The following is a 14,728-nucleotide window of genomic DNA, read 5'->3' as shown; positions in this document are numbered from 1 at the left end:
GCCGTGCGTCGGTCGTTGGTCGTGTTCCTGGCGGTTCTGGCGCTGAGCCCGGTCGCCTGTGACGGTGGCGAGCCCGCGTCCTTCGAACCGGGCACCACGATGGCCCGGCTGCAGCAGGCCGGCCGGATCCGGATCGGCGTGAAGTCGGACCAGCCCAGCCTCGGCTTCCGGCATCCGGCGACCGGGGGTTACGAGGGCTTCGACGTCGAGCTGGCCACGTTGATCGCCGGCGAGCTCGGGCTGGACCGCGACCAGATCGACTTCGTCACCACCACCTCGGCGGTCCGCGAGACTTATCTGGTCGGGGACCGCGTCGACATCGTGGTCGCCTCCTATTCGATGAACGAGCGGCGCCGGGAGATCGTGGGTCAGGCCGGGCCGTACTTCGTGACCGGTCAACAACTGCTCGTCCGCCGTGCGGACCGGGACGCAATCACCGCGCCCGGGACGCTGCCGGCGGCCCGGGTCTGCTCGGCCGAGGGGTCCACGTCGATCGACAACTGGGAGCGGCTGTTCCACGGCCGGCCGATCGCGGCGAAGACCTACACGGAATGCGTGCGCATGCTGCTGTCGCGCCGGGTGGACGGGGTGACCACCGACGGCGCGGTCCTGCTCGGATACGCCGCGCAACTGCCGACCAAGCTCGCCGTCGTGGGTGATCCGTTCAGCGTGGACGAATACGGAATCGGCTATCCGAAGGGCGACCTCGCGTTCTGCGAGTTCCTCACCCGCACCATCGCCGGGATCGAGCACGACGGCCGGTGGGAAGAGGCGTTCGAGGCGACCCTCGGCCGGGCCGGAGTGCGTGCCCCGGCCAAGCCGGTGCCGCAACCCTGCCGCGCCTGACTCAACGGACCACGGCTCAGTGGACCACGGTCACCGGGCATTTCGCGTACGCCGCGACGTGCTGGCTCACCGAACCGATGACCAGGCCCGCGAAGCCGCCGTGGCCGCGGTTGCCGACCACCAGCAGGTCGGCGCCGGCCGACTCGTCGATCAGCACCTTGGCCGGCCGGCCCTCCTTGACCTGCGGCTGGACCCGCACCGGGGGGTCGTCGCCGAGCTCGTCCTTGATCACCTGGACCAGGTCGTCGGCGGTGCGCTGGCTCTGGTCGGGCACATAGTGCTCGGACACGCTGACGCTGCCGGCCGGTGGCAGCAGCGTGTGCTCCCAGACGTTCACCACGACCAGGTCGGCGCCGTGATCGGCGGCTTCGGCCGCGGCCCAGGTCAGCGCCTTGCGACTGCCGGGTGATCCGTCGACACCGACCACGATGGTCTTCCATCCGCTCATCGTCGTCCCCTCTCCCAGGGTGTCGGCCGCCCGGCGCCCGTAACCGCACGCTATTACATGCGGATCGGTCCGTCGAGGGCCTTCAATCGATACAAATGGCGCAGAGTCCGTTTGCTCACGCGATTTTGCAGCGTTGGAAGGCCTGCGTATTTTTGTTAACGCCATGTTGCGGGAGCTGGGCGGCAGGTTTAGCGTCGCAAAGAGGAACGCGTCGGCCGAAGGGGTCCGCCAATGACCACCACGACATCCGAAACCGTCTCCACGGCCGACGACCAGGCCGACCGCAAGCCGCTCATGACGAGCCGCGCGCTGCTGATGATGAACCTCGGATTCTTCGGGGTGCAGTTCAGCTTCGGGCTCACCCAGTCCGCCGTGAACCCGCTGTTCCTGCTGATCGGCGCGTCCCCCGACGAACTGCCGATCCTGAACCTCGCGGGCCCGGTCACCGGCCTGATCATCCAGCCGCTGATCGGCGCGATCAGCGACCGCACGTGGCATCCGCGCTGGGGGCGACGACGGCCGTTCATCACGGCCGGCGCGATTCTCTGCGCGTTGATCCTGTTCCTGTTCCCGTTCGTCGGCATCCTGTGGCTGGCCGTCATCTGCTTCTGGCTGCTGGACATCGGCAACAACACCTCGATGGAGCCGTACCGGGCGTTCATCTCGGACCGATTGCCGAAATCCCAGCTGGCCCGCGGCTTCCTGACCCAGAGCATGTTCACCGGCGCCGGCGCGGTGCTGGCCAACCTGTCGCTGTTCCTGCTGCAGAAGGTGTCCGCGTTGGATACCGAGGCCGGCAACGGCGTGCCCTACTGGATGTACGTCTGCTTCATGATCGGCACGGTGTGCATCCTGCTGACCGTGCTCACGGCGATGGCGCGCACCAAGGAGATCACCCCCTCGGACGACGACATCGAGGAGATGCGCAACGCGCCCAAGGGCCTGCACCACGCGGTACGCGAGATCGGCGACGCCGTCCGCACGATGCCGGTCGCGATGCACAAGATCGGCGTGGTGTTCCTGTTCCAGTGGTACGCGATGTTCATCTACTGGCAGTTCCTGGCGGTGAGCCTCGGCGAGACGATCTTCAACGCCAACCCGGAGGACGGCGGCCAGGGCTGGGACCAGGCGATCGCGTGGAGCGGCCTGGAGAATGCCGGCTACAACTTCGTCACCATGGTGTCGGCGCTGTTCCTGGTCGGCTTCGCCCGGCGGATCGGCGCCAAGCGGGTGCACGCGGTCGCGCTCGGCCTGGCCGCCCTGTCGCTGGTCTGGCTGGCCCAGATCGACAACCAGTACGTGGCCCTGATCCCGATGATCGGCGTCGGCATCTTCTGGGCCAGCGCGGTCGGCGTGCCCTATCTGATGGTCGCCAGCATGGTCCCGGCCAAGCGCACCGGCGTCTACATGGGCATCCTGAACATGATGATCGTGGTCCCGATGCTGATCCAGACGGTCACCTTCGGCTGGATCTTCGAGCACCTGCTCGACGGCCGGGGCAGCAACGCGATCCTGCTGGCCGGCGTGCTGCTCGGCATCGGCGCGATCGCGATGCTCTGGGTGGACCCGCCGGACGAGGCGGACGAGTCGCCGATCATGCCGCTCGGCGGCAAGCGCAGCATCACCGTCTACGATCGGGTCGTGGTGGGCTCCGACGGCACGCCCACCAGCCTGTACGCCGTGGACCGCGCGGCCGAGGTGGCCCAGGCCGCCCAGGCGCGGCTGATCGTCGTCACGGCGTACCGCGAGGGCTCGCGGGCGACGGTGACCACGGCCGAGGGGGTGCACCGCGACCTGTACGGCAAGGAGGTCGCCCGCGAGGCCCTGGAGAAGTCGGTCACCGGCCTGACCCGGGAGCGGGCCCGCTACATCGAGCAGCGGCTGGTCGACGGCGATCCGGCCCAGGCCCTGCTCGACGTGGTCGGTGCGAACCCGGCGAACCTGATCGTGGTCGGCAACCGCGGTCTGGGCGCGAGCGGCGGAGAGCTGCTCGGCTCGGTGCCCGCGAACGTGGTCAAGAACGCGGTCTGCGACGTGCTCGTGGTGCAGACCTCGGCACTGGACGAGGAGCGCATCTTCAAGGCGGTGCCGGCCCAGACCGACCGGGACAGCGCCGCGGATTCCGCGTAGCGAGAGAGGCGATGGGCCGGGCGGCGCTTATCGTGGCGGCGTGGACAGGTTCACCATGAAGGACGTCGCGCGCGTTGCCGGGGTGCATCCGGCAACCGCGTCGCGCGCCCTCAACCCGCGGCTGCGCGGACGGATCAGCGCGGCCACCACCGAGCGGGTGATGCGGGCCGCGGCCGAGCTCGGCTACGTGGTGGACCCGGTCGGCCGATCCCTGCGCACCCAGCGCTCCGGGACCGTCGGCGTGCTCGTCCCGGATCTGCTCAACCCGTTCTATCCGCCGGTGCTGCGCGGCGTGCAGAGTGTGCTGCGGGACAACGGGTTCGAGGGGCTGATCGCGAGCACCGACAACGACGCCGGGCGGGAGGCGCGGCTACTCGACGTGTTCCGCGGGCGGCGGTGCGAGGGCTACATCGTCGCGTCGGCCACCCGGCGGGACGCCCCGGTCGCGGCGCTGATCCGCGAGGGCGCGCCGGTGGTGCTGGTGAACCGGTTGCCCGAGGTCGCCGCGCCGAGCGTGACCAGCGACGACGCGCAGGGCATCGGGCAGGCCGTCGCGCACCTGCGGGCGCTCGGGCACACCGCGATCGGGCATCTGACCGGGCCGGCCGGCATCTCGGTGACCGGCTCCCGGGAGCGGGCATATCGCGCGGCGCTGCGGGACGCCGGGGTCACCCCGGAACGATCCTGGGTGGTGCGGGCCGGGCAGTACACCGCCGCGGCCGGCGAGCAGGCCTGCGGCACGCTGCTGGACCGCGGCGAGGTGACCGCGATCCTGGCCGGCAACGACCTGCTCGCGGTCGGCTGCTATGCCGCGATCGCGGCGCGCGGCCTGCGGTGCCCGCGGGACGTGTCGCTGGTCGGCATCAACAACATGCCGCTGGTCGAGTGGCTGCGGCCGGCCCTGACCACGGTCGCCATCCCGCAGGAGGAGCTGGGCGCGCAGGCGGCCCGGCTGATCGCGGCGCGGATCGACGACCCGGACGCGGTGGTCGCGAGCGTGGTGCTGCCGACCGAGTTGATCGTCAGGGAATCCACGGGTCGAGCGCGGCGCGCAGCGCTCCCTTCGGCTTGAGGCCGACCACCCGGTGCACCGGCTCACCGTCCCGGAACAGGATCAGCGTGGGCAGGCCGCTGACGCCGTACCGGAGAGCGGTCTTGGGGTTGTGATCGACGTCGAGCTTGACCACGTCGAGGCGGCCGCCCAGCTCGGTCTGCAGCGCCTCGAGCACCGGGGCCTGCTGGCGGCACGGCCCGCACCAGTCGGCCCAGAAGTCGACCAGCACCGCGCCGGTGCCGACCAGGGCGTCGAAGTCGTCGTCGGTCGCGTCCTTCATCGCGCGCCCATCGCGGCCGCGACGTCCGGCGCCAGCCCCGCGGTGCCGTCCCGATCGAGCTCGCCGTGCTTGATGCCGAGCGTCTTGAGGAACTTCTGCTGGCCCATGGTCAGCCCGATGAAGTAGCCGAGCTCGACGATCTGCGGCTCGGTGAAGTGCTCGTGCAGCTGCGCCCACACCTCGTCGTCGGCCATCAGCGGATCCCAGGCGATCGCCTCGGCGAGCAGCAGCGCCGCCTTCTCCCGCGCGGAGAACCGGTCGGAGTCGCGGAACTCGATCAGGTCGTCGACCTCGCGCTCGGTCAGGCCGGCCAGGTGCGAGCGCTGCCCGGCGCAGTAACCGCAGTCGAGCGACTTGGCCACGAAGAGCCGGGCCAGTTCCTTGATGTCGTGATCCAGCACGCCCTCGCGGAAGACCTCCTGCCACGACCGGTTGAACGTGCGCAACACCGCCGGCACGTGCGCGCGGATGGCCTGGCTCTCCAGCCGCGGCGTCCCGAAGCGACGCGAGTCGTCGAGATATCCGGCCAGTTCGGGGTCGGTGATGGTGGCGGGATCGACATAGCTGATGCGTGGCATCACGGCCTCCGGCTCGGTTGGCAATCGATTGCCATATCGTCCGCCCGCCGCATGCGACGGTCAAGGGCCGACTCGGGCGTAAGCACTTGGTAAGGCCCGGAAGTGCCCGGCCGCCATAGGCTTTGCCGGACGACCGATGGGGGACAAATGCCTTACACCCGTGGCACGGAACGGCCCAGGGCGGCCACTGGCATGCGGCGCGTGCTGGTCGCCGCCGGCGTGCTCCTGATGGGTTTCGCGGCCTGGGGCGCGATCTCCGACGGTGACGTCAACCTGGTCGGTGTCCTGCTCTTCCTGGCCGCCGTCCTGGTCCTGCACGACGTGCTGTTCCTGCCGCTGGTGCTCGGGTCCGGCGCGCTCCTCGGCCGCCTGGTCCCGGGCCGCTACCACGGCGTCGTCCGGGCGGCCGGGGTGATCAGCCTCGCGACGATCGTGGTCGCGGTGCCGCTGGTGGCCGGCGTCGGCCGGGCCGCCGACAATCCCTCGCTGCTGCCCGGCGACTACGGCCCGGCGCTGGCCGGCATCCTCGCCCTGGTCTGGCTGGCGTCGATCGGGTTCCGCTTCGCCCGCGCCGGTGGCCCACAGCGCCGGCTCGGCCTGATCGCCGGCCTCGGCACCGGCCTGGTCGTCGCGTTCCTGCAGGCCGGGCAGGGGATGATGGCGATCGACGCCACCGGGCTCTCGCCGGGCGTCGGGGTCGCGGTCGTCGTCACGGTGATCGGCAGTGCGGTGATCGGCTCGTTCCTGCGCTACCGCCCGCACCGCCTGCCCGCGCTCGTCACCACAGGTGTGCTGGCCGGCCTGCTGTGGTGGGCGGTCGAATGGCTCACCGTGCTGCCACTGCTCGCCGGTCACCCGGTCACCTGGTCGCTGGCCGACGCGCAGGCCGCGTTCGGCTTCCTCACCGGCAACATGCTCCAGGGCGCGGTGACGGCCGTGGTGGTCCATCTCGCGTCGGCCGCTTCGGCCACGCGGCCTCCCACGGCCGAGGCAAACCCCTCCGGCGGTACGCGCCGGAGAGTGGTCGTCGTCGGCGGCGGCTTCGCCGGGGTGAGCGTGGCGCAGCGGCTCGAGCGCCGCCTGTCCGGGCGGCACGACGTCGAGATCGTGCTGGTCAGCGACAGCAACTACCAGCTCTTCACGCCGATGCTCGCCGGGGTGGCCGGCGGCACCCTGCAGGAGCGGCACATCGGCGCCCCGATCCGGGCCGCGCTGCGCCGGACGGTCTGCCGGCACGCCGCCCTGCAGTCGATCGACACCGCGGCACGCCGGGTGGAGATCCGCACCGAGGGCGGCGTGGTGACGTCCCTGGACTACGACCATCTGGTCCTCGCGGTCGGGTCGGTCCCGGACTTCCGCGACCTGCCGGGCGTCGAGCGGCACGCGTTCCCGCTCAAGACGCTGTCGCAGGCGGCCGGGCTGCGCGACCACATCATCCGCCAGCTGGAGCTGGCCGACGGGGCGCCCGAGGCCGGCGATCGGCGGCGCCGGCTCACCGTCGTGGTGGCCGGTGGCGGGTTCGCCGGCGTGGAGCTGATCGCCGAGCTGCGCGACATGATGCACGCGATGCGCCGGTACTTCCCGCAGCTCGACCCGGCCGAGTTCCGCTTCGTCCTGGTCCACTCCCAGGACCGGATCCTGCCCGAGCTGGCGCCGCGGCTGGCCGGTCACGCGCTGCGCCGGCTGCGCGCCAAGCAGATCGAGTTCCGGCTGTCCGCCCGGGTCGCCGAGGTCACCGAAACCGGGGTGACGCTGGACGACGGGGACGTCATCGAGGCCGCGACGGTGGTGTGGACCGCGGGCAACGCGCCCAACCCGATCGTGCGCCGGTTCGGCCTCGACCTCGAGCAGGGCGGACTCGCCTGCGAGCCGACCATGCGGGTTCGTGGCCAGGACCGCGTGTGGGCGCTGGGGGACTGCGCCGCGATCCCCGATCCGGAGGCGCCGGGCACCCGGCAACCGCCCACCGCGCAGCACGCCCTCCGCGAGGGCAAGGCCCTGGCGGACAACATAGTGGCGGTGCTGGACGGCCACCCGCCCCGGCCCTTCCGCTTCCGGACGATCGCCCAACTGGTCGCGCTCGGCCACCAGGACGGCGCCGCGCAGATCGGCGGCCGGTTGCTCTCCGGCCGGTTGGCGTGGGCGTTGTGGCGTGGCGTCTATCTGGCCAAGCTGCCCGGCGCCGAGAAGAAGGCGCAGGTCGCCATCGACTGGTCGCTCGACCTGGTCTTCCCGCGCGACGTGGTGCTGACCGCGTCGCCCGCGTCCGCGTCCGCGTCGCCCGCGTCCGCTTCCGTCGAGCAGGAGGCGGCACGATGAGCGAGTCCACGCCGATCCGGGTCGCGGCGGTGCACGGTGCGGTGGCCGGGCTGGTCGGCGGTTTCGCCTATGCCTCGGCGCGGATGGTCGGCAGCGGCGACGGGATGGCCGGATACGCCGCGCATCTGGTCGTCGCGGTGCTGCTGGGGGCCGGCTTCGGAATGCTCCTGCGGGCCCGCCGGACCGAGCCGGGCGAACTGCTGTTCTGGGGTCTCACATACGGGATGTTCTGGTGGTATCTCGGCGTGCTCGTGTCGTCCGGGTGGGACATCGCCGCGGCCCGGTCGGACTTCCCCTACCTGATCGGGCTGCTGCTCTACGGCGCCGTCACGGCCGTGATCCTGATCCTGCTGCGGCGTCCGGCGGCCGGCGGCGTACCGGTCTGGAGGCTTGTCTCCCAGGGCGGCGCAGCCGGCCTGATCGCCTCGGCCGTGACCGGCGCCCACTGGCCGGTGCTGCTCGGCGCCGGGGCCGGCGTGGTCTTCGTGCTGCTGCATCCGGCGGCCGGCACGTCGACCGGCCCCGCGATGGCCCGCGGGATGGGCTTCGGGTTCCTCTTCTGGCTCGCCATCCCGGTCACCGCCGTCCCGCTGCTGCGCGACGGGCGGCTGGCCTGGTCGGTAGAGCAGGTGCGCGATCAGTTCCCGGCGCTGGTTGCCGCCCTGCTGCTCGGCATCGCCATCGGCGCGATCTCGGCGTGGATCTCCGGGCTGGCCCGGCTGCTGTTCGCCGATCCGGCGGAGCGCGCCGACCAGGAGAGCCTCGGCTCCCGCACGCTGAGCGCCGTCCTGCGCGGTGCGGCCGGCGGCATCGCCGGGGGCCTGGTCTTCACGGTGATCATGGCGCAGATCGGCTATCTGGGCACGGTCGCCCGGCTCGTCGGCTCCACCTCGGCCGGCGTCGGGCTGACCGTCCACCTGGCCATCTCGATCATCCTCGGCGCCACCTACGGGCTGTTCTTCCGGCGGCAGAGCGACGACCTGACCGCCGGCATCGGCTGGGGCATGTCCTGGGGTCTGCTGTGGTGGGTCCTCGGCGCGCTGACCCTGCTGCCGACCTGGCTGGGCGGCACACCGCAATGGACCGCGGCGGACGCGGCGGCCGCCTTCCCGAGTCTGATCGGGCACTTCGGTTTCGGCGCCGCCCTCGGCGCGGTCTTCCACGTCCTCGAGGCGCGCCACGATCCGTGGTGGATGCGCAGCACCACGCCGACCTCGGCGCAGGCGCGGGTGCTGCGCCAGAGCCGGCGGCTGGCGGCCACCGCGCCCGCGGTCTGGTCGCTCAACGCGCTGATCGCGGTGACCGTGACCGTGCTGCTCGGTTGACGTTTCGCAACGCGAGGAAACCTCATCCGACCGCGCGCGGACGCGGAACCCTAACGTGCTTCCCCGTGACCGCCCTGCACAGCCACACCGCCGTCCGCCGTCCGTTCCGAGTGGTCGCCCCCGCCGTCGACGAGCCGGTGCGTGGCGACGGCCTCCAGGCGCTGAGCCGCGAGGTGCTGATCGCCCGGTCGCTGCAGACGTCGTCCGCGGGCTTCATCACGATCATCAGCATCACCCAGGGCGTCGCGCTGGCCCTGCTCGCTCAGAACACCTTCGCGAGCCCGTCGCCGCTGGTCTACGCGCAGAGCGTCAGCCTGCTCATGGTGTTCGTGGCGGTCTTCTACTTCTACGTGACGATGAGCATCTTCCTGCGCTGGGCGCCGTCCTTCCTGGACTTCTTCCTGCCGTTCGGCATCGCCGGCCTGGAGATCCCGCCCGCGTTCTTCCTGGGCCACACGATGGCGTGGAACGCCTGGCTCGGCGCGTTCTGGATCCTCACCTCGGCCGGACTGATGATCACCATCAAGTGGTCCCCGGCGTCGCACTTCGGCGCGGATCGCAAGGCTCACCGCCTGCTGCACCGTCTGCTGCACGAGTTGCAGGTGGTCGCGGCCGCCGGGGGACTGCTGGTGCTCCTCTTCGCGCTGTGCGCGCACCACCTGGGAGCCGAGACGTTCTGGGGCGGCGCCGGGGTGGTCGTCATGCTGGGCACGGTCGCCCTGGTGGTGGCCCGCACCGAGCTGAGGGCCTCGCAGATCTACGAGCGCTACGGCGTCCACCGCCCACCGTTCAACTGAGTTGGTACGGTGCGCGGTGTGGATCTTCCCACCCCCGTCGCGGCCGTGACGTCGACCTTTCTCGCCGAGGTCGAGCGCCGCCTTCCCGGCCGGCTCACCGCCCTGCTGCTGCACGGATCGCTCTGCTGGGGCGAGTTCTTCCCGGACAGCGACGCCGATTTCGTCGGCGTCTGGGCCAGGAACAAACTGGACAGCTACTGGCGGCCGGTGATCGGCGAGATCGACCGCGCGGGGATCGCCGCGGCCGGCGCCCACGACCCCTCGATCGCGTGGGTGACCCTGGGCGTGGCCCGGTTGCACCACCTGCTGGCGACCGGCGCGCTCACCTCCAAGAGCGGCGCCGGCCGTTACATCCTCAGCGAGCTCGACGAGCGGTGGCACCGCCTCGGCCGGGAGGCGTTGCGGATCCGGGAGGAACCCGGATCCGCGACCACCTACGACGACCCGATCGAGCGGGGCACCGACCTCCAGGAGTTTCTGCGGTGGACGGTGACGGACGGCATGCGCCTGGATCAGCCCCGGTCCTGATCGGCCACGAAGGACGCCACCCAGGCCAGCGGCGCGTTCCAGTTGATGGTCAGCTCGTTCGTCGACCAGGACTGGATGTCGTCGATGTAGCAGAACTGACCCACGCAGCCGGCCAGCAGGGACTGCGCCAGCGGGTCCTGCAGGGACGAGTTCGGGCCGCCGGCGAGCGTGCCCCGCGGCGGGTTCGGCAGGGCCGGCTCGAGCTGGTGCGCATACCAGCGGCTGTGCTGGTTCTGGGAGCTGACCTCGCCGTAGCCCGTGACGTAGGAGTGGTTGAGAGCGTTGCGGCCGAGCACGTAGTCCATGCCCTCGATCACCGCGTCGCGATACTTGGCCTTGCCGGTGATCTCGTACGCGCCCGCGATCACCACCAGGTTGTTGAGCACCATGCTGTTGGAGCCCCAGTCCCAGACGTTGCCGGGCGGCGCGTAGGCCACCGCGTAGGGGTGCGACTCCTGGTTGGCGAGGTATCGGTCGGCGCCGGCCACGATGGACTTGCGCACGCCGGCCAGGCCGGGCAGCTTGCTGGGCAGCAGCGCGAGGTCGAGCCGGCCGGCCGCCGCGGTGGCCGCCCAGTCGAAGGCATAGGGGCCGAAGACGTCGGCGGTGTGCACCGGCGAGGCGAGCAGCACGTCGGCGTACTTCTTCTCGCCGGTGGTCAGGTAGAGCTCGGCGGCCGCCCAGTAGAACTCGTCGGTGACCACGCGGTCGGAGTAGGTGCCGCCGCCGATGCCGTCGGACTCCGAGGCGTACATCTCGGGGTTGGCCTGGGCGGCGGTGAAGGCGGTCCGCGCGGCGCTCAGCGCGCGATCCGCGAAGGCCGCGTCGAACCTGCGGTAGAGACGGCTCGCCTGCGCGGTCGCCGCGGCCAGGTTGAGCGTCGCCGCGGTCGAGACCGGGTGCAGCTCACGGAGCTGCCCATCCAGGTGCGGCAGCAGGGGGAGGCCGGTCCAGTTCGCGTCGTGGATCTTGTGGTGGACCATTCCGGCGTACGCCTGCCCGGCCGGCACCTGCATCTTGAGCAGGAACTCGAGCTCCCAGCGCACCTCGTCGAGCAGGTCCGGCACGCCGTTGCCGCTCTCCGGGATGGCCAGCGTCCCGTCCCGCAGCTTGCCGCGCTTGTCGATGCGCTCGTACTGGTTGAGCAGCTGCCAGACCGAGATGCCGCCGTTCACCACGTATTTACCGTGGTCGCCGGCGTCGTACCAGCCGCCGGAGACGTCCAGCCGATAGTCGCAGACCCCGGGCTGACACGGCACGTCCAGGTCACCCTGGTTCGGCGGGACCTGCAGGTGGCCGGCCGGGCGGGCATAGCCGGGGCGCAGGTCGTCGCGGATCTCGATGCCGCTGCGCTGGGTGTAGTACATCTTCAGGGCGTCGGCCCGCAGCTGCTCGTAGGGTGCGGCGGCGATGTCGAACGGCCGGCTCGTCTCCCCGTCGGCGACCAGCGTGAAGCCGGCCCCGCGCTGGGTGTAGCGGCCGAAGTCGATGGTCTGCACGTTCTGCCCGGAGGATGCGTCCACGCCCCGCGGGACGGTCTGGCCGCGGGCCACCGTGCGGCCGGAGCGGTGCCGCAGCTCCCAGGGCAGCGGCGTGGTCGAGTCGGTGACCAGGGTGGCGTTCTTGGGCCCGTCCGGCAGATAGCCGACCTGGTTGACCCGCACGCGTGGCCCGGTGTCCGGCTCGTAGACCTCCGGCGGCACACCGCCCAGCAGCGACACGTCGTCCAGGCAGAACCGGAACGGCTCGGCGCCGCCACCGACCTGGAACGACACCTGCCCCTGCGCGGTGGTGGTCGACGCGGTGAACGTGTACGAGTACGCGTTGCCCGACACGCTCAGCGGGGGCGATGCCTCGAAGTAGGTGTCGTAGGGCGCGACGCCCAGCCCGACCACGGCGCGCACGATGTGCCCCTCGGGGTCGCCGGCCGCGAAGAACGAGAACCGGTACGACTCGCCGCCGACCAGGTCGATGTCGTTCTGCCCGATCGCCAGGTCCCAGCGGTTCGTGGTGCCGCCGGGCACGGTCGCACAGGCGCGGCCGTTCTCCAGGGCCATCGGCATGCCGGCGGTGGACCACCACGGATCGGTGGTGTCGTCGAAGCCGCCGTTGGCCACCTGCTCGACTTCGTCCGCGAGGGCCGGGGTGCCGATCGACACCAGTCCGGCGCCGAGGACGAGGGAGGCGCTGATCAGAGCCAGCGGACGACGCAGCATGGGTGCTCCTCAGGCATGTCTCTGGGAGCGCTCCCAAAGATCTATGGAAACATGTTGATGCCTGCGTAACACGCTGTCAACATCGGTGTCACGCTCCAGGCGGCGTGTCGTAGCGCTGGTAGATCGCCGCCTGGGCGCCGTCGGGGTCGAGCCGGTGCAGGATCGCGTCGCCGATCGCGGTCAGCTGGGCGACCTGCTCCGCGGTGAGCGCGTCGATCACCTTCTCGCGGACCGTCGCGGCATGCCCCGGCGCGCTCTCCCGCACCTTCTGCCAGCCGGCCTCGGTGAGCCGCGCGTTGGTCGCCCGGCGGTCCTGCGGGCAGGGAAAGCGCTCGACCAGGCCGCGGTTCTCCAGGCGCTGCACCACGTGCGAGAGCCGGGCCAGCGTGGCGGCGGTGAGGTCGGCGAGCGCCGTCATCCGCAGGGTCTTCTCCGGCGCTTCGGAGAGCATGGCCAGCACGAAGTAGTCGAAGTGGGTCAGCTGGGAGTCGCGGCGGAGCTGGCTGTCCAGCGCGGCCGGCAGCAGCTCCAGCACCGCGGCGAGCCGCACCCATGCCGCCTTCTGCTCGCGGTCGAGCCATCCCGAAGTTGTCGGGGGTTTCCCGCCGCGGCTCAGCTCAGTGTCCACGCTCACAGCATCTCATGAGAATGGTTGTTGCTACAACTGCTCTGCCATGCGATAGTTGTACCAACAACCAAAGCGGTTTCTCGGAGGTCACCATGGCGCACATCAGCATCATCGGCAGCGGAAACATGGGTCAGGCCATCTCCGGCCTGGCGGCCAAGGGCGGCAACACCGTCGAGCTGGTGAACAGCTCCGACACCGGCAAGGAGCTCACCGGCGAGATCGTGGTGCTCGCGGTGCCCTACCCGTCGGTCGCCGCGGTGATCGCCGAGCGCGGCGCACAGCTGGCCGGCAAGGTCGTCGTCGACATCACCAACCCGCTCAACTTCGAGACCTTCGACGGGCTGACCGTCCCGGCCGACGGTTCGGCCGCCGCCGTGATCGCCGCCGCGCTGCCCGAGTCGCGGGTCGTGAAGGCGTTCAACACCAACTTCGCCGGCACCCTGGTGTCCGGCGCCGTCGGCGGCCAGACCACCACCGTGCTGCTCGCCGGTGACGACGCCGACGCCAAGTCGCTGCTGGCCGGTGTGGTCAGCGCGGCCGGCCTGCGGGCGACCGACGCCGGCGGCCTCAAGCGGGCGCGCGAGCTCGAGGCGATCGGCTTCCTGCAGATCACCCTCGCGGCCGGCGAAAAGATCTCCTGGACCGGCGGGTTCGCCGTCGCCGAGTGACCCCTTTTCGGCTGGGAAACCCGGAGGCGGTCGGCTCCGGGTTTTCACACGCCCTTGGAACCTCCCGGAAACATCGAAAGCACCTGGCGTCAAGATCCGCCCGCTACCATTCTTTCGGTGGAGCGTGGAAATGTCGGACCCGAGGCGGCCGGTGGTCGTGAGATTCGGCTCGAGGCCGCATTCAACGTGCGGGATCTGGGCTGTCTGCCGGTCGGCCCGGATGCGAAAGCGATGACCGCCCCGGGCCTCATCTATCGCGCCGACTCGCTCGATCTGCTCACCGCCGCCGATGAGAAAGTCCTCTTCGACGACCTCGCCATCGGCGCCATTCTCGATCTGCGCACCTCCGAGGAGGCCGGTCGGCGGGTGCGGCGCGACGGCAAACACTTTCCGCAGCTGCGCACCCAACTCTTTCCGCTGATCCCGGACGGGCGCCTCGGCATCGAGCCGTTCCCGGTGGGCGATCCGGCGGCCGTCGCCGGGCTCTATCTGAAGTACATCTCGGAGCGGTCCGAGATCGCCGCGAACGCCGTCGAAGTCATCATCGAATCGATCAGCGCCGACATTCCGGTGCTGTTCCACTGTGCCGCCGGCCGCGACCGCACCGGCGCGTTCGCCGCGGTGATTCTGGGCCTGCTCGACGTGCCCGACGACGAGATCGTGCGGGACTACACGGCGAGCAACATCCACGCCCGCGAAGTGTCCGAGAGATTGGCGGGCAATCCGCTCTACCGCGCCGACCGGGCGACCTTTTCGAAGGACTTCAATCTGGTCGACCCGCACGCGATGGAGGAGTTTCTCCGGCTCGTCCGGGTCACCTTCGGCGGCTTCCGCGAGTGGGCGGCCGACGCCGGCGTCACCACCTCGAGCCTGGACCGCCTGGCGAAGACGATGATCGTCGACCGCTGATC

Annotated in this window: 14 protein-coding genes; 9 read left to right on the top strand and 5 right to left on the bottom strand. The window is 70.9% G+C overall.

Annotation, left to right across the window (positions count from 1 at the left end; genetic code table 11):
* Positions 1-3: 3 nt before the first annotated feature.
* Positions 4-846, top strand: a complete 843-nt coding sequence (locus ACZ6TI_RS22640; protein ID WP_465347082.1) for a glutamate ABC transporter substrate-binding protein — start codon at positions 4-6, stop codon at positions 844-846.
* A 16-nt stretch (positions 847-862) separates the two neighbouring features.
* Here ACZ6TI_RS22640 and ACZ6TI_RS22635 read toward each other — a convergent pair whose 3' ends face one another.
* Entirely contained in the window at positions 863-1,294 is a 432-nt protein-coding gene (locus ACZ6TI_RS22635) for a universal stress protein (protein WP_465347081.1), read from the bottom strand.
* Between the two features lie 231 nt (positions 1,295-1,525).
* On the opposite strand from ACZ6TI_RS22635, the gene ACZ6TI_RS22630 reads away from it, so the two are divergent.
* Positions 1,526-3,424 carry an MFS transporter gene (locus ACZ6TI_RS22630; RefSeq protein ID WP_465347080.1) on the top strand — a complete coding sequence of 633 codons (1,899 nt, stop codon included), beginning with the start codon at positions 1,526-1,528 and terminating at the stop codon, positions 3,422-3,424.
* 40 nt (positions 3,425-3,464) lie between these two features.
* The gene (locus tag ACZ6TI_RS22625) at positions 3,465-4,496 is read left to right on the top strand and encodes a LacI family DNA-binding transcriptional regulator (protein ID WP_465347079.1); all 1,032 of its coding nucleotides are present in this window, start codon (positions 3,465-3,467) and stop codon (positions 4,494-4,496) included.
* On the opposite strand, the gene trxA is transcribed toward ACZ6TI_RS22625, so the two are convergent.
* On the bottom strand, positions 4,447-4,758 hold the full coding sequence (gene trxA, locus ACZ6TI_RS22620) for a thioredoxin (RefSeq protein ID WP_465347078.1): 312 nt from the start codon (positions 4,756-4,758) through the stop codon (positions 4,447-4,449). The genes ACZ6TI_RS22625 and trxA overlap by 50 nt on opposite strands.
* Positions 4,755-5,336, bottom strand: coding sequence for a carboxymuconolactone decarboxylase family protein (locus ACZ6TI_RS22615; protein WP_465347077.1), 582 nt, complete (start codon positions 5,334-5,336; stop codon positions 4,755-4,757). Before ACZ6TI_RS22615 ends, trxA begins: the two co-directional genes overlap by 4 nt.
* A gap of 147 nt (positions 5,337-5,483) precedes the next feature.
* On the opposite strand from ACZ6TI_RS22615, the gene ACZ6TI_RS22610 reads away from it, so the two are divergent.
* The 4 genes from ACZ6TI_RS22610 (at position 5,484) to ACZ6TI_RS22595 (ending at position 10,305) form a co-directional block, all read left to right on the top strand.
* Positions 5,484-7,655 (top strand): NAD(P)/FAD-dependent oxidoreductase, encoded by a 2,172-nt coding sequence (locus tag ACZ6TI_RS22610; protein ID WP_465347076.1) that lies wholly within the window; start codon positions 5,484-5,486, stop codon positions 7,653-7,655.
* Positions 7,652-8,980 carry a hypothetical protein gene (locus ACZ6TI_RS22605; protein ID WP_465347075.1) on the top strand — a complete coding sequence of 443 codons (1,329 nt, stop codon included), beginning with the start codon at positions 7,652-7,654 and terminating at the stop codon, positions 8,978-8,980. Before ACZ6TI_RS22610 ends, ACZ6TI_RS22605 begins: the two co-directional genes overlap by 4 nt.
* A gap of 65 nt (positions 8,981-9,045) precedes the next feature.
* A complete protein-coding gene (locus tag ACZ6TI_RS22600; protein WP_465347074.1) occupies positions 9,046-9,777 on the top strand; it encodes a hypothetical protein in 732 nt (243 codons plus the stop codon).
* Between the two features lie 18 nt (positions 9,778-9,795).
* Positions 9,796-10,305 (top strand): hypothetical protein, encoded by a 510-nt coding sequence (locus ACZ6TI_RS22595; protein ID WP_465347073.1) that lies wholly within the window; start codon positions 9,796-9,798, stop codon positions 10,303-10,305.
* On the opposite strand, the gene ACZ6TI_RS22590 is transcribed toward ACZ6TI_RS22595, so the two are convergent.
* On the bottom strand, positions 10,290-12,521 hold the full coding sequence (locus tag ACZ6TI_RS22590) for a glycoside hydrolase family 9 protein (protein WP_465347072.1): 2,232 nt from the start codon (positions 12,519-12,521) through the stop codon (positions 10,290-10,292). The two genes, ACZ6TI_RS22595 and ACZ6TI_RS22590, sit on opposite strands and share 16 nt — an antisense overlap.
* 88 nt (positions 12,522-12,609) lie before the next feature.
* Positions 12,610-13,149 (bottom strand): MarR family winged helix-turn-helix transcriptional regulator, encoded by a 540-nt coding sequence (locus ACZ6TI_RS22585; protein WP_465347071.1) that lies wholly within the window; start codon positions 13,147-13,149, stop codon positions 12,610-12,612.
* Positions 13,150-13,241: 92 nt separating this feature from the next.
* On the opposite strand from ACZ6TI_RS22585, the gene ACZ6TI_RS22580 reads away from it, so the two are divergent.
* On the top strand, positions 13,242-13,817 hold the full coding sequence (locus tag ACZ6TI_RS22580; RefSeq protein WP_465347070.1) for an NADPH-dependent F420 reductase: 576 nt from the start codon (positions 13,242-13,244) through the stop codon (positions 13,815-13,817).
* A gap of 117 nt (positions 13,818-13,934) precedes the next feature.
* The gene (locus ACZ6TI_RS22575; protein ID WP_465347069.1) at positions 13,935-14,726 is read left to right on the top strand and encodes a tyrosine-protein phosphatase; all 792 of its coding nucleotides are present in this window, start codon (positions 13,935-13,937) and stop codon (positions 14,724-14,726) included.
* Positions 14,727-14,728: the final 2 nt, after the last annotated feature.

Source organism: Actinoplanes sp. NPDC051388 (genome assembly GCF_055586225.1).
The sequence above is the reverse complement of the archived record's forward strand: the minus strand, read 5'-3'. Positions and strand labels throughout refer to the sequence as shown.

What these genes read in the sequence shown, in the direction of transcription:
- ACZ6TI_RS22635 (WP_465347081.1), bottom strand. Translation starts at nt 1,294, where the DNA reads ATGAGCGGATGGAAGACCATCGTGGTCGGTGTCGACGGATCACCCGGC.
- ACZ6TI_RS22630 (WP_465347080.1), top strand. Translation starts at nt 1,526, where the DNA reads ATGACCACCACGACATCCGAAACCGTCTCCACGGCCGACGACCAGGCC.
- trxA (WP_465347078.1), bottom strand. Translation starts at nt 4,758, where the DNA reads ATGAAGGACGCGACCGACGACGACTTCGACGCCCTGGTCGGCACCGGC.
- ACZ6TI_RS22615 (WP_465347077.1), bottom strand. Translation starts at nt 5,336, where the DNA reads ATGCCACGCATCAGCTATGTCGATCCCGCCACCATCACCGACCCCGAA.
- ACZ6TI_RS22610 (WP_465347076.1), top strand. Translation starts at nt 5,484, where the DNA reads ATGCCTTACACCCGTGGCACGGAACGGCCCAGGGCGGCCACTGGCATG.
- ACZ6TI_RS22605 (WP_465347075.1), top strand. Translation starts at nt 7,652, where the DNA reads ATGAGCGAGTCCACGCCGATCCGGGTCGCGGCGGTGCACGGTGCGGTG.
- ACZ6TI_RS22590 (WP_465347072.1), bottom strand. Translation starts at nt 12,521, where the DNA reads ATGCTGCGTCGTCCGCTGGCTCTGATCAGCGCCTCCCTCGTCCTCGGC.
- ACZ6TI_RS22580 (WP_465347070.1), top strand. Translation starts at nt 13,242, where the DNA reads ATGGCGCACATCAGCATCATCGGCAGCGGAAACATGGGTCAGGCCATC.